17 protein-coding genes and 1 tRNA gene are annotated in these 19,871 nt (G+C 64.6%); 9 read left to right on the forward strand and 9 right to left on the reverse strand.

Going from position 1 to position 19,871, the window contains the following annotated elements; translation table 11 throughout:
* Positions 1 to 177 precede the first annotated feature (177 nt).
* The 3 genes from RAD16_RS20370 (at position 178) to RAD16_RS20380 (ending at position 5,370) form a co-directional block, all read left to right on the forward strand.
* Complete coding sequence (locus RAD16_RS20370) at positions 178 to 1,785, forward strand: ABC transporter substrate-binding protein (RefSeq protein WP_458159688.1); 1,608 nt, start codon at positions 178 to 180, stop codon at positions 1,783 to 1,785.
* Between the two features lie 147 nt (positions 1,786 to 1,932).
* Positions 1,933 to 3,540 carry an ABC transporter substrate-binding protein gene (locus tag RAD16_RS20375; protein WP_458159689.1) on the forward strand — a complete coding sequence of 536 codons (1,608 nt, stop codon included), beginning with the start codon at positions 1,933 to 1,935 and terminating at the stop codon, positions 3,538 to 3,540.
* Positions 3,541 to 3,747: 207 nt separating this feature from the next.
* On the forward strand, positions 3,748 to 5,370 hold the full coding sequence (locus RAD16_RS20380; protein ID WP_458159690.1) for a glycosyltransferase family 39 protein: 1,623 nt from the start codon (positions 3,748 to 3,750) through the stop codon (positions 5,368 to 5,370).
* A 9-nt stretch (positions 5,371 to 5,379) separates the two neighbouring features.
* On the opposite strand, the gene RAD16_RS20385 is transcribed toward RAD16_RS20380, so the two are convergent.
* The 3 genes from RAD16_RS20385 to RAD16_RS20395 form a co-directional block, all read right to left on the reverse strand.
* Positions 5,380 to 5,520 (reverse strand): hypothetical protein, encoded by a 141-nt coding sequence (locus tag RAD16_RS20385; protein ID WP_458159691.1) that lies wholly within the window; start codon positions 5,518 to 5,520, stop codon positions 5,380 to 5,382.
* Between the two features lie 53 nt (positions 5,521 to 5,573).
* Positions 5,574 to 6,776: a multidrug effflux MFS transporter gene (locus RAD16_RS20390; protein ID WP_458159692.1), complete on the reverse strand. Its 1,203-nt coding sequence runs from the start codon at positions 6,774 to 6,776 to the stop codon at positions 5,574 to 5,576.
* Positions 6,777 to 6,966: 190 nt separating this feature from the next.
* Positions 6,967 to 7,554 (reverse strand): TetR/AcrR family transcriptional regulator, encoded by a 588-nt coding sequence (locus RAD16_RS20395; protein WP_458159693.1) that lies wholly within the window; start codon positions 7,552 to 7,554, stop codon positions 6,967 to 6,969.
* Between the two features lie 88 nt (positions 7,555 to 7,642).
* On the opposite strand from RAD16_RS20395, the gene RAD16_RS20400 reads away from it, so the two are divergent.
* The 3 genes from RAD16_RS20400 (at position 7,643) to RAD16_RS20410 (ending at position 11,271) form a co-directional block, all read left to right on the forward strand.
* Positions 7,643 to 8,422, forward strand: a complete 780-nt coding sequence (locus tag RAD16_RS20400) for a crotonase/enoyl-CoA hydratase family protein (protein WP_458159694.1) — start codon at positions 7,643 to 7,645, stop codon at positions 8,420 to 8,422.
* Positions 8,423 to 8,674: 252 nt separating this feature from the next.
* Entirely contained in the window at positions 8,675 to 9,958 is a 1,284-nt protein-coding gene (locus RAD16_RS20405) for a hypothetical protein (RefSeq protein ID WP_458159695.1), read from the forward strand.
* Between the two features lie 71 nt (positions 9,959 to 10,029).
* Positions 10,030 to 11,271 (forward strand): hypothetical protein, encoded by a 1,242-nt coding sequence (locus RAD16_RS20410; RefSeq protein ID WP_458159696.1) that lies wholly within the window; start codon positions 10,030 to 10,032, stop codon positions 11,269 to 11,271.
* A 1-nt stretch (position 11,272) separates the two neighbouring features.
* On the opposite strand, the gene RAD16_RS20415 is transcribed toward RAD16_RS20410, so the two are convergent.
* From RAD16_RS20415 to RAD16_RS20425, 3 genes are all read right to left on the reverse strand, one after another.
* Positions 11,273 to 12,778 (reverse strand): hypothetical protein, encoded by a 1,506-nt coding sequence (locus RAD16_RS20415; RefSeq protein ID WP_458159697.1) that lies wholly within the window; start codon positions 12,776 to 12,778, stop codon positions 11,273 to 11,275.
* 347 nt (positions 12,779 to 13,125) lie between these two features.
* Complete coding sequence (locus tag RAD16_RS20420; protein WP_458159698.1) at positions 13,126 to 13,620, reverse strand: hypothetical protein; 495 nt, start codon at positions 13,618 to 13,620, stop codon at positions 13,126 to 13,128.
* A gap of 302 nt (positions 13,621 to 13,922) precedes the next feature.
* Positions 13,923 to 14,011 (reverse strand) — tRNA-Leu (locus RAD16_RS20425).
* Positions 14,012 to 14,184: 173 nt separating this feature from the next.
* On the opposite strand from RAD16_RS20425, the gene RAD16_RS20430 reads away from it, so the two are divergent.
* Positions 14,185 to 14,592, forward strand: a complete 408-nt coding sequence (locus tag RAD16_RS20430) for a twin-arginine translocation pathway signal (RefSeq protein ID WP_458159699.1) — start codon at positions 14,185 to 14,187, stop codon at positions 14,590 to 14,592.
* A 17-nt stretch (positions 14,593 to 14,609) separates the two neighbouring features.
* Here RAD16_RS20430 and RAD16_RS20435 read toward each other — a convergent pair whose 3' ends face one another.
* Together RAD16_RS20435 and RAD16_RS20440 are read right to left on the reverse strand one after the other, a co-directional pair.
* A complete protein-coding gene (locus RAD16_RS20435; protein ID WP_458159700.1) occupies positions 14,610 to 15,812 on the reverse strand; it encodes an FAD-dependent monooxygenase in 1,203 nt (400 codons plus the stop codon).
* Between the two features lie 19 nt (positions 15,813 to 15,831).
* Positions 15,832 to 16,077: a zinc-finger domain-containing protein gene (locus RAD16_RS20440; protein ID WP_007602543.1), complete on the reverse strand. Its 246-nt coding sequence runs from the start codon at positions 16,075 to 16,077 to the stop codon at positions 15,832 to 15,834.
* Between the two features lie 304 nt (positions 16,078 to 16,381).
* On the opposite strand from RAD16_RS20440, the gene RAD16_RS20445 reads away from it, so the two are divergent.
* Positions 16,382 to 17,518, forward strand: coding sequence for a hypothetical protein (locus tag RAD16_RS20445; protein WP_458159701.1), 1,137 nt, complete (start codon positions 16,382 to 16,384; stop codon positions 17,516 to 17,518).
* A gap of 114 nt (positions 17,519 to 17,632) precedes the next feature.
* Positions 17,633 to 18,388 carry an alpha/beta fold hydrolase gene (locus tag RAD16_RS20450; RefSeq protein ID WP_458159702.1) on the forward strand — a complete coding sequence of 252 codons (756 nt, stop codon included), beginning with the start codon at positions 17,633 to 17,635 and terminating at the stop codon, positions 18,386 to 18,388.
* Here the strand turns inward: RAD16_RS20450 and RAD16_RS20455 are convergent.
* Complete coding sequence (locus RAD16_RS20455; protein WP_458159703.1) at positions 18,374 to 19,750, reverse strand: hypothetical protein; 1,377 nt, start codon at positions 19,748 to 19,750, stop codon at positions 18,374 to 18,376. The genes RAD16_RS20450 and RAD16_RS20455 overlap by 15 nt on opposite strands.
* Between the last annotated feature and the right edge of the window lie 121 nt (positions 19,751 to 19,871).

Below are 19,871 nucleotides of genomic sequence, written 5' to 3' on the forward strand. Positions count from 1 at the left end.
TTGTGGAGCCCGTACGTGCGACGCCATGGGCTGCACCGAAACCGGATTGACGCGCTCAAGACTGTCTGCAAGTCTCGAAAGATAAAGGCATTGCATGAGGTTAGGTCGCCCAAGAAACGCACCGAATGCTCACCCAATAATCTGCCTTTGAACAGTTTCACGTCAGGAGAAACTTTTATGTTGAACTTGATGCGCCGGGGGCGTCGCGCGTTCGCCTCCACACTTGCGCTGTCGGTCGTCGCGCTATCCACGGCGATGGCATCGCCGGTATTTGCGGCCGGCAAGACCATCACCGCGGTGATGCATTCGGATCTGCGGATCATCGACCCGATCTTCACCACCGCCTACATCACGCGTGACCATGGTTACATGGTGTACGACACGCTGATCACGACGGATTCGAACTTCAAGATCCAACCGCAGATGGCGGACTGGAAGATCTCCGACGACAAGCTGACCTACACCTTCACGCTGCGCGACGGCCTCAAATGGCATGACGGCACGCCGGTGACGGCGGAGGACTGCGTCGCTTCGCTGAAGCGCTGGGCCGCCGTCGACGGCATGGGCCAGCAGATGATGACCTTCACGGCCAGCATCGAGGCGACCGATGCCAAGACCATCACGCTGAAGCTGAAGGAGCCCTACGGCCTCGTTCTCGAATCGATCGGCAAGCCGTCCTCGCGCGTGCCCTTCATGATGCCGAAGCGCCTCGCCGAGACGCCGCCGGACAAGCAGATCCCCGAGCAGGTCGGCTCCGGCCCGTTCAAGTTCGTGCAGGGCGAATTCCAGCCCGGCGTGAAGGCGGTCTACGTCAAGAACACCGACTACGTGCCGCGCAAGGAAGCCCCGAGCTGGACGGCCGGCGGCAAGGTCGTGAAGGTCGACCGCGTCGAATGGATCACCATGCCGGACGCGCAGACCGCGGTGAACGCGCTGCAGTCGGGCGACATCGACTTCATGGAAGTGCCGCCGTGGGACATGCTGCCCGTGCTTGAGGGCAATTCGGACCTCAAGGTCGAGACGCTGAACAAGTTCGGCTATCAGACCCTCGGGCGCATGAACTTCCTCTATCCGCCCTTCGACAATCCGAAGATCCGACGCGCCGCGCTTCTGGCGATGAACCAGAAGGACGTGCTCGACGCGCTCGTCGGCAATCCCAAATACTACAAGATCTGCGGCGCGTTCTTCATCTGCGACACGCCGTTTGCGACCGATGTCGGCTCCGAGACGCTGGTCAAGGGCAACGGCATGGCGGAAGCCAAGAAGGCGCTCGCCGAGTCCGGCTATGACGGCACGCCCGTCGTGGTCATGGTGCCCGGCGACGTCGTCACGCTGAAGGCGCAGCCGACGGTGGCGGTGCAGCTGCTCCGCGAGGCCGGCTTCAAGGTCGACGCGCAGGCGACCGACTGGCAAACGGTGGTGAGCCGCCGTGCCAGCCAGAAGCCTCCGAAGGAAGGCGGCTGGAACATGTTCTTCACCAACTGGGTCAGCGCCGACGTCTCCAACCCGATCGCCAATCTCTCGATCGGCGGCCAGGGCAAGAAGGGCTGGTTCGGTTGGGCGGAGAACGCCAAGATCGAGAAGCTCAAGGACGACTTCGTCCGCGCTGCCTCGCTCGACGATCAGAAGAAGATCGCGACCGAGATCCAGAAGGAAGCCTATGACCAGGTGATCTACGTGCCGCTCGGCCAGTATTTGGCACCGAGCGCCTGGCGCAAGTCGCTCACCGGCGTGCTCGATGGCCCGGCCACCCCGGTGTTCTGGAACATCGACAAGTCGGAGTAGGGCCAGGTCGGAGCAAGGCCAAGTCGGAGTAAGGGGCGAAGGCGCGTTACCACGCCTTCCAGATCGTCACGCGGCGCCGCCGTCATCGGCGGCGCCGCTCGTCAGGAGAATTTCCAACTTCCAAGAAAACTTTCCAGGAGAACGTCAGTGTTCCAACTCATGCGCCGGTGGTGTCGGGCGTTCGCCTCCACACTTTCGATTTCAGTCGTGGCGCTTTCGGCACTGGCCTCGCCAGTTCTTGCCGCAGGCAAGACCATCACCGCCGTGATGCATTCGGATCTGCGCATCCTCGATCCGATTTTCACCAGCGCCTATATCTCGCGTAATCATGGCTACATGATCTACGACACGCTGATCGCGACGGATTCGAACTTCAAGATTCAGCCGCAGATGGCGGACTGGAAGATCTCCGACGACAAGCTGACCTACACCTTCACGCTTCGCGATGGCCTGAAGTGGCATGACGGCACGCCGGTCACCGCGGAAGATTGCGTTGCCTCCCTGAAGCGCTGGGCGCTTGTCGATGGCATGGGGCAGCAGATGATGCTGTTCACCGCGAGCATCGAGGCGACCGATCCCAAGACCATCACGCTGAAGCTGAAGGAGCCGTACGCGCTCGTGCTGGAATCGATCGGCAAGCCGTCCTCGCGGGTGGCTTTCATGATGCCGAAACGTCTCGCCGAGACGCCGGTGGACAAGCAGGTCCCCGAGCAGATCGGCTCCGGCCCATTCAAATTCGTGCAGGCTGAATTCCAGCCGGGGGTGAAGTCGGTCTACGTCAAGAACACCGATTACGTGCCGCGCAAGGAAGCGCCGAGCTGGACCGCCGGCGGCAAGGTGGCGAAGGTCGACCGCGTCGAATGGATCACGATGCCCGACGCGCAGACCGCGTTGAACGCGCTTCAATCGGGCGACATCGATTTCATGGAAATTCCTGCCATCGAAATGTTGCCCACCATCGAAGCCGACAAGGAGCTCAAGCTCGAGATCCTGAACAAGTTCGGCTACCAGACGGGCGCCCGGATGAATTTCCTTCATCCGCCATTCGACAACGTCAAGGTCCGCCGCGCAGCACTCATGGCGGTCAACCAGAAGGACGTGCTCGATGCGCTGATCGGCAATCCCAAATACTACAAGACCTGCGCCGCGGTCTTCATCTGCGACACGCCGTTCGCGACAGAGATTGGTGGTGAGATCCTCGCGAAGGGCGGCGACATTGCTGCGGCAAAGAAGGCGCTCGCCGAGTCCGGCTACGATGGGACGCCCGTCGTGCTGATGGCACCGGGCGACGTGCTGACACTGAAAGCCCAACCGATCGTGGTGGCCCAGCAACTGCGCGAAGCCGGCTTCAAGGTCGACTTGCAGGCCACCGACTGGCAGACGGTGGTGAGCCGGCGCGCCAGCCAGAAGCCCCCGAAGGAGGGCGGCTGGAACATGTTCATCACGAACTGGGTCAGCGCCGACGTGGTCAATCCGATCTCCAACGTCGCCGTCGGCGGGCAGGGCAAGAAGGGCGGCTGGTTCGGCTGGGCGGAGGATGCCAAGGTCGAGCAGCTCAAGGACGCCTTCGTTCGCGCGGCGTCATTCGACGACCAGAAGAAGGTCGCGACCGAGATCCAGAAGGAGACCTATGACCAGGTGCTCTACGTCCCGCTCGGCCAGTATCAGGCGCCGAGTGCGTGGCGGAAGTCGATCTCCGGCGTGATCGACGGCCCGGCAACGCCGGTGTTCTGGAATATGAGCAAGGCCGACTAGGATAAATCCTGCCGCGCGGAGGGTGCATCTCGCACCTTCCGTTCCCAACGTTACGCGGCGTCGCAGTCAGCAGCGGCGCCGTTGTCGTTTGTCAGCTTAGAGAACGTGGGCTTTTAACTCTTCCAGTTTCCGATCATTGCTATTTGTTTCTGTTCTGAAATAGATGTGCGCAGTTCGCACATCACTTCCTTCCTGCATTCGACTCCAGTGCCGATTGATTTTGCATCCCAGGGGCTGGCCGAGCGGTCCGATCGCGCGCCGGCGCGGTGGCGCAGGCCGTTTCTGCGCTGGCTCGACGGCATCGAGGCGGGCTGGGCGGTGCCGCTTCTCATTGCGTGCTTCGTTGCGATCTGGACGCTCTATCTCGTCATCGCCTATGCCGGCGGTGGTCTGCATCCCGATACGCTCGAGGCGTGGGCGCTGGGGCGGAATTTCGCCTTCGGCTACCACAAGCATCCGCCCCTGATGGGCTGGGTCGCCGCGAGCTGGACCTCGGTCTTTCCGCTGAGCGACTGGTCGCTGCAATTGATGGCAATGGTCAATGCCGGGCTCGCGCTGTTCTTCGTCGATCTGGTCGCCCGTCAATTCGTCACCGGGCACAAGCGCATCCTGGTGCTGCTGCTGTTGATGCTGACGCCGGCCTATCAATTCCATGCCCAGCGCTTCAACGCCAATGCGGTGCTGCTGGCGACCTGGCCGCTGGCGACCTGGTGCTTCCTGCGCGCGTTCGAGACGCGTGCTCCGCTGTGGGCGGTTGCGGCGGGATGCACGACGGCGCTGGCGATGGTCGGCAAATATTACTCGATCTTCCTCGTCGCGAGCTTTGCCTTCGCCGCGCTGGCGCATCCGGCGCGACGGGCCTATTTCAGCTCCGCTTCGCCCTGGATTTTGGTGGTTACCGGCTTTGCGGTGCTGTCACCGCACATCTGGTGGCTGGCGACGACGGGGGCTTCGACCTTCACCTATGCGATGAACCACGCCAATGGCAGTGCCGTGAGCTCGCTCGGTGAAGTCAGGAATTTCCTGCTGGGGCTGGCAGCGGCCATGGGCGTGTCGGCCGTGCTCTGGGTGTTGATCGCGGGGACACGGCTCAAGCAGTTTCCGGCCGACTTCGCGGCCATGAGTCCGGGCCTGCGGCTTCTCTTCTATATTGCGATCGGCACGATCGTGCTGCCGGTGCTGACGTCGCCCGCGATGGGAACGGACCTGCCGTCGCTATGGGCGCTGCAGGGATTGTTCCTGTTCGTCGTGCTCGTCGTGTGCGGCGCGCGCTATCCGATCGAGCGCTTCTACACCGTCAATGTCACGGTGATCGTGGCCGGCGTTGCGCTTGCCGCGGCCCTGGTCGCCGCGCCGATCCACGCCGTCTATCGCAACCAGCATGGCTACGAAGAAGGCCGGAATTTCTATGTGCAGGCGGCGAACGAATTGACGCGCGAGTGGCGCGAGCTCACGGGGGAGCCGCTGAGTGCCGTCAGCGGCGACGATTCGCTGGCCTTCGCGACGGCGTTCTACAGCCCCGACCATCCGCGTTATGCCCGGCCGTTCGCGTACCAATATGATTGGGGCTTGCCGCGCAAGACGACGCTCGACAGCGGCTGGGCCGCGGTCTGCTTCCGAGGCCAGGAATATTGCGGCCGGTGGATGGAGGGGGTGTCCGCGCGCGCCGAGCATTTCGTCACGCGCGAGTTCACCGTGCAGGCAACGCTCTGGGGCAAGCCCGGCCTGACACGGGAGGTGGTGGTGCTGATGGTTCCGCCGCGCGGAGGAAGCACGGCCCCGCAGGGCGATGCCGAAGATTTCAGCGCCAGCAAACGGGCCGCGGAGTAGGGCGCGGGCTCAGCAATGGCTGTCGCGCACGCGCTCGAGGCCTTCGCTGGCGAACGGTGCGGTGAACGCAGCCTGCTCCGCATTTGGCTCGGAACGCTTGGTTTCCGCCGGTTCCGGGGCGTGACGGTCTTTGCGGACTTCCAGTTCCATGGCGTGGCCTTTCGAATTGCTGCAGTACAACATCAAGGCCGGCGGGAAGTTCCTCAGCTGATCGGGCGATGATGCGGCTTGAACAGCCGTCCCTTTTCCACCACCAGCACGATGGCAAGTGCGGCGAGCGTCGACAGGAAGAACCCGACCGAGAACGGCAGCAGCGTGCCGTCGAAGCTCTGCCCGATCGCCATGCCGACCACGATGCCGATCAGCGTCGTGATCGAGCCGTAGAGCGAGGAGGCGGTGCCGGCGATATGGCCCTGCGGCTCCATGGCGAGCGCTGTGAAATTGGCGACCATCATGCCGAACGAGAACATCATCAGCGCCGAGAGCACCATGAACAGGGGCAGCGGCAGGATGCCGAGAATTTCCGTCAGCAGCATCACGCCGGCGACCACGGTGTAGAGCGTCAGCGCGCCGTGCGAGATCACGCGCATGCCGAGCCGTCCGACCAGCTGCGAATTGAGGAAGCCGGCGACGGCCGTGCCGGCCGCGATCGCGGCGAAGGCGACCGGAAAATAATGGCCGAGATGATAGATGCCGGTGAACACCTGCTGGGCGCAGAACACGTAGGCGAACAGCGCGCCGATGACCATGCCGGCGGCCGTCGCATAGCCAATGGTCTGGCGATTGGTCACGGTTTGCCGGAAGGCCGATAGCACGTCGGCGGGCGCGAGCGACCTGCGCTCCGACTCGGGGAGAGTTTCAGGCAGCCGCAGCACGCACCAAGCGAGCGCGAGCAGCCCGTAGAGCATCAGCACGACGAAGATGCCGCGCCACGCCGTCACCAGCAGCACCGCCTGTCCGAATGAGGGCGCGATCACGGGCACCGCGATGAACACCATCATGGCCAGCGACATCACGCTCGCCATGCGGCGGCCGACATAGCAGTCGCGCACGATCGAGGTCGCGATCACGCGGGTTGCCGAGGTGCCGAGTCCTTGCAGCGCGCGCGCCAGTAGCAGCGTCTCGAACGAGGGCGCGGCAACAGCCAGCACGCTCGCCACCGCATAGACCGCCATGCCGCCGAGCAGCACCGGACGCCGGCCGAAGCGGTCCGACAACGGGCCCATGACGAACTGGCCGGCGCCGAAGCCGATCAGGAAGGTCGAGAGCACGAGCTGGAGATGGTTGGCGACGGGGATATTGAAGGCTGCCCCGATATTGGGCAGCGCCGGCAGCATCATGTCCATCGCAAGCGGATTCAGCGCCATGATGGACGCGATCACGATGACGAATTCGGGAAAACCCATAGGACGGTGTCCCGAGGACACCCAACTGTCGGCATTGACGTCGGACAAGAAGCTCACCCCTGAAATGCAGGTTCCTATCTAGCGTCGATGCTGCGTTGCACAACCCATGTTTCGGGATGGCTGTCAGGCGGGGACGGCCACGGTGAGGGAGCCGCCACGCCGACGGCCGCGTCGAGGCATTAAAGGCGGCTTAGGCGCGACCTGACTTTTGCGCCGCCTCGACCAGGCCGAGCGCCAATTGTCCTGCGGTCTCCACATAGTCGAGATCGCGATGGATCAGCATCACCGTCGTCGCGCCGTCGAGCAGGATCACGAGCTGGCGTGCGAGCGGGGCCGCACCGGCGATGCCCTGGCCACGCAATTCGGCTTCGAGCCAGGCTTCAAAACGCTTCTTGTGCGCGGCGCCGGCCTTGACGGCCGGATGCGCCGGCGTGTTTGCGAGCTCGGCGATGGTGCGGAGGAATCCGCAGCCACGCCAGCGCGGCGTATTCACGGAGCGTCCGAGTTTCGTGAACAGGCCGCGGACCTTGTCGCCCACGCTGCCGTCGGTCTCGGCGAACCAGCGCATATAGAGCTCCAGTGTCGGCTGGTCCCTCGCTGCGATGGTTTCGGCGACGAGCTCGTCCTTGCTGGTGAAGTGGTAGTAGAGCGTCTTCTTGGTGACGCCCGCCTTCTCGGCGACCGCGTCCATGCTCACCGACCTGATGCCTTCGCCATAGAACAGGCGGGTTGCCGCAACGACGATCTGCTCGCGGGTGGTGTCGCCCCTTTCTGACATCGCTCCAATGTATACCGCCTAGTGAGTATACACAACAATGCCGGTGTGGCTGACTTTCAGGCCTGCTCGATCTGGAAGGAATCCTCGCTTGTCTGACCTGATACTCGCCGAAACGCGCGGCACCGTCGCGCTGCTGACCCTGAACCGGCCCAACAAGCTCAATGCGCTGAACTACGCGCTGATCGACCGCCTGTTGGCGATCCTCGATCGCATCGAGGACGACGCAAATATTCGCGCCGTCGTGCTGACCGGGGCGGGCGAGCGCGCCTTCTCCGCCGGTGCCGACATCGCCGAATTCTCCGAGAGCGTGAAGCGCGGGCCGGATGCGGCAGTGAAGGCCTTCGTGCGGCGCGGGCAGGGGATGACGGCGCGCATGGAAGCGTTTCCGAAGCCGATCATCGCCGCCGTCAACGGTCTTGCCTACGGCGGCGGCTGCGAGATCACGGAGGCTGTGCATCTGGCCGTCGCGAGCGAGCAGGCGAGCTTCGCCAAGCCAGAGATCGCCATCGGCATCACGCCGACCTTCGGCGGCACGCAGCGCCTGCCGCGGCTGGCAGGCCGCAAGCGCGGGCTCGAATACCTTTTGACCGGCGATTTATTCTCACCGCAGCGAGCCCTCGAGATGGGATTGGTCAACCGCATCGTGCCGCACGCGCAGCTTCTCGACGCAGCCTTCGCGCTGGCCAATCGCATCACGCGGCATTCGCCCCTGGCGGTCGCGCGGGTCATCACGGCGGCTACGCGGGGCCTCAATGTCTCGATCTCCGAAGGTCTCGCCATCGAGAGCGAGCAGTTCGCGCGCATGGCGGCGACGCAGGATACGCGCGAGGCGCTCGATGCCTGGCTGGCGGCCCGCGCGCCGCGCTAGGTGCCGCCTGGCTGTTTGGGGCCATGACGGCGGGGGACCGGTTCCCCGCCGTCCTTGTCTCGAGGCCGGCAACCAGCTGTTCACCATAAGACGGGGCACGCCGCATCGGAGACATGAATCCGCAACCCATCCTGTCCATTGTGGCCTGATCGGACGCCGCGTGGGGCGCGCCGAGGGAACCCAGAACGACAAGGTATTTTCGCGGTGTCCGACGTCACCGGTACAGCACGATGGTTCGGACCTTCGGCCGGCATGGCTGCGCGTCGCAACGCCTGGCTTGTCGGCCTGATCGCGCTGACCGCGCTGCTGGTGCTCGGCAATCTCGTCAACGACGCCAGGCTCGACGTGAAATACGGCTGGGACGTTCGCGTCAATTGCGCTGCGGTCGATGCGCATGCCGAGGGGCTCGATCCCTACTTCGTCAAAAACCTGAAGGGCACGCGGCTGTCCTATCCCTATCTGCCGGTGACGCTCGACGTGTTTCGCCCGGTATGTGCGGGCGGCTTCATCGTCGATCATTACAGGGGCATCTATCTCGTCCTGGCCGTGCTGTGCGGCCTGCTGCTGCCCGGTCTCAGCCGAACCCGTGCGAGCGCGAATGATGTTGCGCTGAGGGTGCTTTGCGCGCTCGGTGCGTTCGTCGGATTCGAATGGGTTGCGGCATCGGGGAATTTTGCGATCTTCAGCGGCGTGCTGACCGCGATCGCGCTCAGTCTTCTGCTGCGTCCGCCCATGCCTGATGCATGGAACGACGAGAGCTTTCCCTTGCGCGTCGTCGGCGCCGTGCTGCTCGGCCTCGTGACCTCGTTCAAGCTGGTGTTCTGTCCCGTGCTGGCGGGGCTCTATTTCCTGCCGCTGCCGCGCGCGCGGAAGCTGGCGCTGATCGCGGTTGCGGCCTTCGGCTTCGTGTTGCCGGTCGTGATGTCGAGACTGCTGTATCCCGATCTGTTCGCGAGCTGGCTGCTTGCCGTTGCCGGGCAGATCCCGAACCAGCATTCCGTCGACATCGTCGAGATCAATCCCTCGCTGCTGCTACTGGCGCACAGCCTCATGGAGCATGCCGGGCTCGGCGCCAGCAAGGCGGCGATGTTCGCGACCTATGCGCTCGCAGCCCTCGCGCTCGTGCTCGTGCCCTTCGCGCTGTCCGTGCTGCGCGCGGCCGGGAACGGACCTGTGCGAGCAGGGGGCTCGCTGCTGGCGCGGCTGGATCGCTGGCTGATCGATCATCCCCACACCGCGGCGCGCGTCACGGTGCTGGCCATGTTCGCGCTCTATCTCTCTTCGCCGCGTCTCAAGGAATATGCCTTCTTCGAGCTCGCGCTCTATGCCGCGATCCTCGTCGTCGATCTTCCCGCCCTGGCGCTCGCCACGCTTCTTGTCGTCGGTCTTCTTGCGCCTGCGGTGATCTCGATGATGGGCCATACGATCGAAGGCAGTTTCACCCTCCTCATCGTCGCACTGACATGCTTCTGGATCCTGCTGCTCGATTTTCGGGCCGAGCCCAGACGCCTCGATCCGGAAAGCGCGCATCCATGACAAGTCTCGCCTCGTCCGTCGTTTCCGGACAACAGCGCCCCGTCGCTGCGGCGGCGTCAGGGAGGACCTGGTTGACCCGCTTCATCCTGGCCGTGGCCGTGCTGCTCGCAACGTCCGTCGCCATCGATCTCGGCGCGGACGAGACGTTCGGCTGGGATGCGCGGGTGAACTGCGCGGCGGTCGATGCGCATGTCGCGGGGCTCGATCCCTATTACGTCAAGAATCTCAAGGACACCAAGCTGTCCTATCCCTATTTGCCCGTGACGCTCGACGCGTTTCGACCGCTCTGCGCCGGCGGCTTTCTCGTTGCGCACTACAAGCCGATCTTTCTCGTCCTCGCGCTGATCTGCGCGCTGCTGTTGCCCGGCATCGGCAAGAGGAGAGGCGGTATGCAGGATGTCACGCTGCGGATCGTGTTCGCGCTGGGTGGTTTCCTCGGCTTCGAATGGATCATCGCGACCGGCAATTTTGCGATCCTCAGCGGCCTCTTCACGGCGGCATCGCTGGCCCTGTTGCTGCGCCCCGCACAGTCCGATGGCGGCAGCGCGGGCATTTGGCCGCAATTGGCGGGCGCTGCGCTGCTCGGCCTCGTCACCTCGTTCAAGCTGGTGTTCTTTCCGGTCCTCGCCGCGCTCTATTTCCTGCCGCTGCCCAGGGCCCGCAAATTCCTCCTGATCGCGGTGGCGGCCGGCATGTTCGCGCTGCCGATCCTGGCGTCGCTGGCGATCTATCCCGACCTGTTCAAGAGCTGGCTGAGCGCGATCTTCGGCCAGATCCCCGGCCAGCATGCGCCGGGCAACGAGGTCAATCCGTCGCTGCTGTTCATGTCGTTGACGCTTGCTGACCGCGTGGGGCTCGCCGGCAGCAAGCCGGTCGTTGCCGTGCTCTATGGTCTCATCGCGGCCGCGCTCGTGCTCGCGCCGCTCGCCATCTCCGTGTGGCGCATGGTGAGCGCGCAAGGCTTCGCCGCCAAGACCTCGCTGCTTCGGGCGTTCGACGACTGGCTGATGAGAAACCCTGAAGCCGCGATGCGCATCACCGTGCTCGCGATGTATGCGCTCTATCTCTGTGCGCCCAGGTTGAAGGAATATGCCTTCTTCGAGGTGGCGCTCTATGCAGCCATTCTCGTCACTACTCTGCCCGCAACGATGATGGCGGCCGTGCTCGCGATTGCGGTTGCCATTCCGACCCTGGCGTCGGTCTCGGGCATCGCCTTCATGGGCGGCTTCGGCCAGCTTGCGATCGCGCTGATCTGCTTCTGGCTGCTGCTTCCGCGCGAGCCGTCAGGCGAGCCGGCTCCGCAGGCGACGTGATCTATCGCGCGGTGGCCGGCTGCGCGGTGTAGAGGCTCATATAGGCGCCGGTATATTCCTCTTTCCAGCCCCGCTGGCCGACGAGGAATTGCCTCAGCTGCGCGTGCCCTCTGACCCAGAGCACCGCATCCACCTTGTACGTCCTGATCACATTGTCCCAGGCCGCCTCGTCGATCTCCCACCGCACCAGCTTGAGATAGTCGCGCAGCAGCTCGTCCGGATAGGCGGTCGCCGCCCTGCCGTCGACGAACATGGGCACCGATCCGTGCGTCCGGAAGATCAGCAGTCCGCCGGAATTCCAGTGGTTGAGCACGCGCGAATGCGTGGAATGGGCGAGCAGATAGTCGGCATCCTGCTGTGACAGCATCTCCGGCAGCGCCAGCGCCGGCCGCACCTGGATAAAGGCGAGCGGCATCACAAGGACGCCCACGACACCCGCCGCCAGCATCGCGCGGCGGATGTCGAACCTCGCAAGGCTCTTCGGCAACAGCCGGTGGATGTGAAGCGCCATCGGGACTGTCGAGAAGATGAAGAAGAACGCGGCGTACCTGAACTGGTAGAGGCCGAGCGCCAGAAACAGCCATGCCAGCAGGCGCGGCTCCAGCGGAACGGGCCTCGAGTTGCGAAATGTCAGCTCGAGCGCAACGAACGCCAAAGCATAGGCGATGCCGGGAATGCTTCCGGGGATCTCCATGTTGTGGAGATAGGGACGCCATTCGCCGATATTGGCCTGAATGAAGTGGCCCAGCGTCGCCATCACGCCGTCGTAGATGTGCCATCCCAGCGGATTGACGAAGATCGCGGCGACACACCCGATGCCCGCGAGACAGTAGTTCCTGAAGTTCACCCAATCCCGCCGCAGCAGGGCGACGCCGGCGAAGACGCCGATGATGGGAAAGGCGAGCATGAAGCCGCCATGCAGATTGACCCACAGCACCATCATCACGGGCAGCAGATACCATCCGCGCCGCCGCAGGCATTCGCCGTAGAAGACGACCGCGAACAGCATGGTCGCGATGTTCGGTGAGGCCGCGAGATACGTGTTGGGCGCCGCCTCATAGCAGGGATAGAGCAGGCAAGAGGCGAACACGGTGATGCCGACCGCCGCGGCCGATGCGCCGCTGCGCAAGGCCGCAAATGTCAGATATCCGACGATGACCGCGCCGCAGGCGACGACGAGCAGGACGATCCCGGCAAAACCGGCGTGCTGATACAGCACGCTCGCGATCACGTCCCAGAGCCACGACAGATTGTACCAGCGTTTGTCACTGAGCGTGAACGCCCACGGGTCCTGATAAGGAATCGCGCCGCGCTCCCGGATCAGGTCGCCGGCGGCGATGTGCCAGCCGAGGTCGTAATGGCTGAGCTGGATCGGCCCGTTCGAAAGATAGAAGACGGACAGGAACGCAATCAGGAAAAGGTAGACCTCGCGCCCGTGCAGATAGCGCCCGAACGCCGTGGGCGCTCCGCCAATCCGGTCTTGCGACCAATTCCCGCGCGCGTCCATGAGAGCTCTCACCATCGAAGCCGGTCGCCCCAGGCTCCGCGTTTCCCTGCGATCCGCAGCGACGGGCGCAGACCTCATCCGCTTTAGGGGAAGACGATCTAAAGTCGAGTAAAGGCTGGTCGCGTCGCGCGGGTTCCGGCGGCGGAAGGGCGTGTTGGTAAACGAATGATTGCGCGAGTGGGAGGCCGCGGCTGGATCCAGCCGCGGTGGCGGCCTGCGCCGTCAGCTGAGGTGGTGCGGGCAGCCGGGTCGAACCGGCTTAGCATTTGCGTGCCGAGCAGCCTCACATCGGGGCCGCTCTCGTGCATCTTCAGCCAGCCGCGGCGTTGCGGTCTCGCACCAGCGCTTCAAGAGTCCGACAGATCTCCGACGACGACGCAGCTTGCGGTGACGTAGGGAGTGACCCCTCCGGAGCTATATGTCGAGATACCGATCGACGGATAACGGCCCGGGCCAATCTTGAAATAGACCTTGTCTGTTACAACCGACCAGCTATTGGCGCTGGCCACGACCTGTGGAGAGACGTTTCCTCGGAGGGGATAGGACCGGCCAAGATCGGAATTGCCCGCGGTCGATCCGGTGTTCAAATCGACACGATCCAGAACTTGGCTGGTTTGCGTGGCGATTGTGCAAGCGACGTGAGTGATATTGAGAAACTTGTTTGCCGGCGCTTGTGTAAGTGTCAGAATGAGCGAGTTCGTGTTGCCATTTGCCGTAGCGCGATCCTCGTACCATGTGCCTGAGATGATTTGCTTGTTGCTCTGCGCGTGCGCCGGGGCGGCCAAAGCGACGGCAAACAGCAGCGCGGTGGCTCCGGATTTAGCGAATTCAGCAAAGCGCATGCGAGTCTCCATTTGAAATTGATGCGTCAGTTGAAAATGCAAAAGCCGCCCGGGAGCGGCCTCTGTTCATCCGGCTCTCCGATCGGCGAGGAATGTCTCGTCGGGGTCACCTAATAGTTGGCGGAACTATTAGGTGTGATCGCGCCTCTGCGTCAACGGCGCGATCAGGCAAACTCTTGTCGCGAGAATCCGGGCGCGTGGCGTCGATGGGAGAAGCGTCATGCGAGGGGGCCGGCGCTCCTGTCACAGGATTGTGCGGCCGACCAGCCGATGCGCATAGCGGGCGGGCCTTGTTGCCGGAGTGGTGCGGGCAGCCGGGGTCGAACCGGCACAGCGCTTGCGCACCGAGGGATTTTAAGTCCCTTGCGTCTACCAATTCCGCCATGCCCGCTTGATCCAACGAGATCAAACACTTAAGTCCACGTCCGGCCGTCTGGAATTGGTGCTTCGCGGGCCGGGTGGGTGGTTCTTCCTTAAGCGAGCCGGCCGCACAAGGCAAAGCCTCAATCCGGACATCTGTTGCTGCTTTAGGCATTCTCAATCCACGGGGACTATTCATCCGGCATGGTTGCTTCGTTTTCCTCTCCGCTGCGCTGTTGCGGCGCGCTTGTTGTGCTGCTTGCGGGCGCCGCGCTGTCCGGCTGCGCCGGCATGAGCGAGACGGTCGCGCCGGCCTTTGCCGATCCCGGCAAATACGAATTGTACGACTGCAAGCAGCTCGAGCCTGAGCGCAAGGCGCTCGCGGCCCGCACCGCCGAATTACAGAGGCTGATGGACAAGGCGGAGACGGGGACCGGTGGGGCCGTCGTGGCTGAACTCGCCTATCGCAACGACTACGTCGCGGTGCGCGGCCAGGCGCAGCTCGCCGAAGATGCCTGGCGCCGCAATCGGTGCCGGGAGACCCCGCCGAATGCACCCCCCGCGGCTTCAGTCCCGCAGCGGCCGGACATCAAGCCCGCGCCGAAGCGCTAGGCTGCTCTGTCGACCCATCAGGGACGCCAGCGGTAGATCCAGTCCTGCCGCGCCAGCATGCGGTCCGGGCCGAGCGCGCGGATCGCAACATCGCGTGCGAGCGCAAGCGGTCCGCCGAGATGATAGATGCGGCCCTGTTGCCGCGCGGTCCGCTGCACCTGCCGCACCCGCGCCTGGCGCGCGCGGCCATATTGCTTCAGCGCAGCCGAGATGCCGGCTGTGCTCTCGGCAATTTCAGGGCTCAAGAGCTGCGCGAGCACGGCGGCATCCTCGATCGCCATGCCGGCGCCTTGCGCGGCAAAGGGCAGCATCGCATGCACGGCATCGCCGAGCAGCGCGACCGGGCCGTTGCTCCAGGGGCAGCCGTCGGGAACGCCGAACAGTGCCCATTTCCGCCAGCTATCGACCGTGGACAGCATCATCCGCGCCGCCGGCGGCCAGCGCGGCGCGGCGAAGGCCTCCATCACCTCCAGCGGATCGCCCGGCGTGCTCCAGCCCGGCCTGTTCCAGGTGCCCGGCAGCACCGCGACCACGTTGATCTGGCGGCCGCCCGAGATCGGATAGGCGACGAGATGGGCGTTCGCGCCCATCCAGAGCTGCACCCGCCGCGCGGTAAAATCCTTCGGCAGTTGCGTGGCGTCCAGCGTGCCGCGCCAGGCGATCAGCCCGGAGAAGCACGGTTGCACCTCGGGAAACAGATGCTGGCGTACCGTCGACCAGATACCGTCGGCGCCGATCAGCGCGCTGGCGAGATCGCTGCGGCGGATCGTGCCGCTGCGATGGACGACGGTCAGCCCCTTGGCGTGCGGCGCGACGTCCTCGAAGCTCGCGCCCAGCTTCAGGTCGATATCGGGATGCTCGGCGACGGCGCCGGCGAGGGCGGATTGCAGGTCGGCGCGGTGCACCACCCAATAGGGGGCGCCGGCGCGCGCGGAGGCGGCTTCACCCAGCGGCATGCGCAGCAGTTCGCCGCCGGCCCGCGCGCTCATGATCGAGACCGCCTCGGGGACGACGGCGCGCAGCTTCAGGCGTTCGGCAAGGCCGAGCTCGACCAGCACGCGGCTGGCATTGGGGGAGAGTTGCAGGCCGGCGCCGACTTCCTCGAGCCGCTCGGCCTTTTCCAGCACGACGATGCGGAAGCCGCGGGCCACGAGTGCGAGGGCGGCCGTCAGTCCACCGATGCCGGCACCGGCGATGACAATCGTTCGGGAGAGCGCCACCCCTGACCGATGGATGCGGTCAGGCCACCTTGTCCTTCAGGACGCATTCCGGCGGACGGGCCTCGCCGGCCTTCAGGTCCGCCGCGAAGCGGTACAGCGTCGAGCAGTACGGGCAGATGATCTCGTTGTCGTTGCCGAGGTCGAGGAAGACGTGCGGATGGTCGAACGGAGGGTTGGCGCCCACGCACATGAACTCTTGCGAGCCGATCTCGATGACGGGAACACCGGCATCGTTATGGAAGTGCGGGACGACATGGTCGGACATCGTAACTCATCCTGGAGTGGCAGTGGCAGCAGATACAATCAAAGCTGACGCGGTATCTTTTGAAACGCGGCGGACCATACTGGGGGGTACGGATGATTGCTAGTCCAGCGGAACCGAAAGGTTGCAACTGCCCCATGCTCATTTGCTCATGCAAATTCGACACAATCTTGTCGCCCCAGAGAAGCCCTTCTTTCGTCGGGGACGTTGTGTCGCAATTTTGGCATACTATGTCTGTGGGCGCGCGCATTTGCGACGAAAGACGAATCATCGGGCGCATGATCTCAGGACCGTCCAGGTTTCCCACATGAAATGGCTGCGAATCAGCACCGCGTTGACCGGTATCTTCGCGTGCGGCTTCCTGCTCGCGCAGGTGGCGCCGCACGCCCGTGACGCCGGCGCGATCTTGGCTGCCCAGGACGATCCGGCTGCGCTGTCCGAGCTCAAGCTCGATGCGCTGCTGCGGCAGAACGACCATCTGGTCCAGGACAATATCGAGGCCGCGCTCGCCGCGGGCGATGCCGATCTCGCGGACAGCTTTGTCGCGCTGGCGCGTGACCGCAACATCGCGCTGCCCGACGACCTGCTCAATCGCGTCGGCGACGCGGTCAAGGACGAGAACTCGACCTCGCATTTCGCCAAGCGCTTTGCCACCGGCCTCGTCACCGGCACCGCCGACGATGTTGCGAGTCTGTCGGGAACGATGGCCGGCGATCTCTTCGTGATCGGCGACGTCAGGGACGTCGTCCGGGAAGGCAAGCACCTCGCGGTGGGCGAGGACACTGACCGCCTCGTGCTTGGTCTTGCGACGGCCGGCCTCGCAGTGACGGCGGTGACCTATGTCTCCGTCGGCGGTGCTGCGCCCGTTCGCGCCGGGCTGACACTGGTCAAGGACGCGCGCAAGGTGGGACGGCTCGGCGAGGGGCTTGCGGCATGGGCCGCCCGCTCCGCGCGCGAAGTGGTCGACGCGCCGATGCTCCAGAATGCGGTCGCCAAGGGTTCGGTGTTCCGCCCGGGCGAGACCGTGAGCGCGATCAAGGCGGCGTTCCGTGCCGAGAAGGCCGGTGCGCTGGTCCGGCTCGGCAAGGACGTGACGCGCGTTGCCGAAAAGACCGGCACGCGCGGGGCGATGGATACGCTGCGCATCGCCGAAGGCCCGAAGGACGTCACGCGCGCGGTGCGGCTTGCGGAAGCGCAGGGCAGCAAGACCCGCGCGATCATGAAGCTGCTCGGCCGCGGCGCGCTGCTGCTCATGAGCGGCGCGTTCGATCTGGCGCTCTGGCTGCTCAGTGCGGCCCTGACGCTGTTCGGCCTGTTGTCCTCGATCAAGGCAACCACCGAGCGGCTGACCCAGGCCTGGTGCGATCGCAGACGGGCGCGGCGGCTCCGCCGGGCCCGGATCGCAGCCGAAGCTGCTCTGGCGAATTCGGCCGCGACGGCCTGAAGCGCAACGCTCCAGGTTATTGTTTGGGCATGATGTTGCCGGAAAATCGCTGCACACTTTTCCGGATCGTGCTTTAAGATCGATCCATCCCCCTCAAGACCTGCGGAACTGATGATGCCGAGCTTTCACAACGGCGCCGTTGAAATTGCCTATCTCGACGAAGGCGAGGGCGAGCCGATCATCCTGGTGCACGGCTTTGCCTCCAGCAAGAACGTGAACTGGGTCTATCCGACCTGGGTCTCGGAGCTGCGCAAGAACGGCCGTCGCGTCATTGCGCTCGACAATCGCGGCCATGGCGACAGCGCAAAGCTCTACGAGCCCGCGCAGTACTCGATCCCGACCATGGCCGGCGACGTGCTCGCGCTGATGGACCATCTCGCCATCCCGCAGGCCGACATCATGGGCTATTCGATGGGCGGGCGGATGACGGCCTGGCTCGGGCTCAACGAGCCGCAGCGGCTGCGCTCGGCGATCCTCGGCGGCATCGGCATCGGCGGCCTGATCGAGGGCACCGGGCCCGGCGAGAACGTCGCCAAGGCGCTGGAAGCGCCTGAGCTCGACGACGTCACCGATCCCGTTGGACGCACGTTTCGCGCATTCGCAGACCAAACCCGCTCCGATCGCAAGGCGCTCGCCGCTTGTCTCCGCGGCACGCGCGAGCTGATGACGAAGGCAGAAGCCGCGCGCATCGAAGTGCCCGTGCTGATCGCGGTCGGCTCGACCGACGACGTCGCGGGATCCGCGAGCGCGCTCGGCGCCATCATTCCGGGTTCTGAAGTGCTCGACATTCCGGGGCGGGACCACATGCGCGCGGTCGGTGACAAGGTCTACAAATCAGGCGTGCTCGACTTCCTCTCACGCCGCGGCTGACATCTCGTCTTCCGGCTCATCGTCACTGAGCGCGCGCGCCAGCGCCATCAGCACGGTGAAGGTCGCAACCCACACCATCCGCGCGCCGTAGCGGTCGTGCGGGCCGGAGATGACGGCGCAGATGAAGGCGTTGCCGAGCAGCGCCAGCGTTACGGTCGCCGCCAGCAGCGTCAGATCGTCCAGCCGTCGCGTTGCCAGCGCCTGCGCGAGCAGCGCGACCAGCGCCAGCATCGAGACCAGCGCGACCGGCACGTGCAGCCAGTTGACGTAGCCGAAATCGAGGCTCCAGTTCTGCTGGCGCGCGGCGCGCATCGGCGCGATCTGGGCGGGGATGTAGCGCTCGATGATGCCGTAGGTGTGCGGGATCCAGCCATTGGTGCCTTCGCCGGTGGCCACATGCAGCAATTGCTGCCCCATCGCGCGCAAGGCGGCGCCGGCTTGCCAGGCCGGATAGTCGGCGAGCGAATGCACGACGACGTAGCTCATCTCGTCGTTCATGCCTTCGAAGCGGCCGAGCGTGTTGAACATGCTCTTGCCCCACAGGAACTCGTCGGCGGTCGCCGGCAATTGGTTGCGGTAGGGGCAGAGCTTGAAGTTTTCGCGCGGGCAATGGTCGTTGAGGAAGCGCGCGACGATGCCGTCCTGCATCATGCGGCCGAAGGCAACGCCGTAGCCGCCCGGCGTCCAGGCCCATTTGCCCGACAGCGCATGGTTCGCCGACACCAGCATCAGCCCGCCCACGACAATTGTCAGGCTCGCCTGCGCCAGTCCAGCCATCGGCAGACGGCGCCCGACCAGCGGCCGCACCATCCAGCCGGCGATGCAAAGTCCCAGCAGCACGCCGAGCGTGGCGCTGTGGGTCGCGGCGGCAAAGGCGGTGAAGACGAACAGCGAGATCTTTTCGAGCGTTGAAACCCGCTGCCCGCCGACGACCAGCAGGAACAGCGACAGGATCGAGAGCCCCGCAAAAATGTCGGTGAGCAGCATGCTCGCAAGCCAGGGCAGCGCGGTCGACAGGATCAGCACCAGGCTGATCGCGACGAAGCGGGAGGTCTGCATCAGGCCGAGCACGCGCAAAGTGAGCTGCAGCAGCCACAACGTCGCCAGCGACTGCAGGGCGAGGTTGATCCAGAAGCCGAACCCCTCGCCATAGTGCAGGTAGAGGCCGAACACGGTGGAGCGGCTGGGGACCAGATAGCCCTCATACCAGCGCGCCAGATACCCGCCGGTATCCCATTGCAACAGCGGATAGCCGTTCCAGAATGCCGGGGCGATCAGCAGGAGGGGCAGGGCGAGAGCGGCGAGCCGCAGCCAAAATGAGCCCGCGGCGCGCGCGCGCAATTGTTCGGTGGTGATGCTCAAATCCGCTCCGTCCTCGTCCGGACCATGCCCGCAATAAGGCTCGGGGGAGAATTCACCAATAGTTTGACGCCGCCCGACTTGAATTTGCCAAAAGCCTGACCATTTTGAGCCAACCTTGCCG

It is taken from the genome of Bradyrhizobium sp. 18BD (assembly GCF_054185225.1).

Bases quoted from the DNA above. Each gene is read 5' to 3' on its own strand.
- RAD16_RS20370 (WP_458159688.1), top strand. From the start codon at position 178: ATGTTGAACTTGATGCGCCGGGGGCGTCGCGCGTTCGCCTCCACACTT.
- RAD16_RS20385 (WP_458159691.1), bottom strand. From the start codon at position 5,520: ATGGAACTGGAAGTCCGCAAAGACCGTCACGCCCCGGAACCGGCGGAA.
- RAD16_RS20390 (WP_458159692.1), bottom strand. From the start codon at position 6,776: ATGGGTTTTCCCGAATTCGTCATCGTGATCGCGTCCATCATGGCGCTG.
- RAD16_RS20395 (WP_458159693.1), bottom strand. From the start codon at position 7,554: ATGTCAGAAAGGGGCGACACCACCCGCGAGCAGATCGTCGTTGCGGCA.
- RAD16_RS20405 (WP_458159695.1), top strand. From the start codon at position 8,675: ATGGCTGCGCGTCGCAACGCCTGGCTTGTCGGCCTGATCGCGCTGACC.
- RAD16_RS20415 (WP_458159697.1), bottom strand. From the start codon at position 12,778: ATGGACGCGCGCGGGAATTGGTCGCAAGACCGGATTGGCGGAGCGCCC.
- RAD16_RS20420 (WP_458159698.1), bottom strand. From the start codon at position 13,620: ATGCGCTTTGCTGAATTCGCTAAATCCGGAGCCACCGCGCTGCTGTTT.
- RAD16_RS20430 (WP_458159699.1), top strand. From the start codon at position 14,185: ATGGTTGCTTCGTTTTCCTCTCCGCTGCGCTGTTGCGGCGCGCTTGTT.
- RAD16_RS20440 (WP_007602543.1), bottom strand. From the start codon at position 16,077: ATGTCCGACCATGTCGTCCCGCACTTCCATAACGATGCCGGTGTTCCC.
- RAD16_RS20445 (WP_458159701.1), top strand. From the start codon at position 16,382: ATGAAATGGCTGCGAATCAGCACCGCGTTGACCGGTATCTTCGCGTGC.
- RAD16_RS20450 (WP_458159702.1), top strand. From the start codon at position 17,633: ATGCCGAGCTTTCACAACGGCGCCGTTGAAATTGCCTATCTCGACGAA.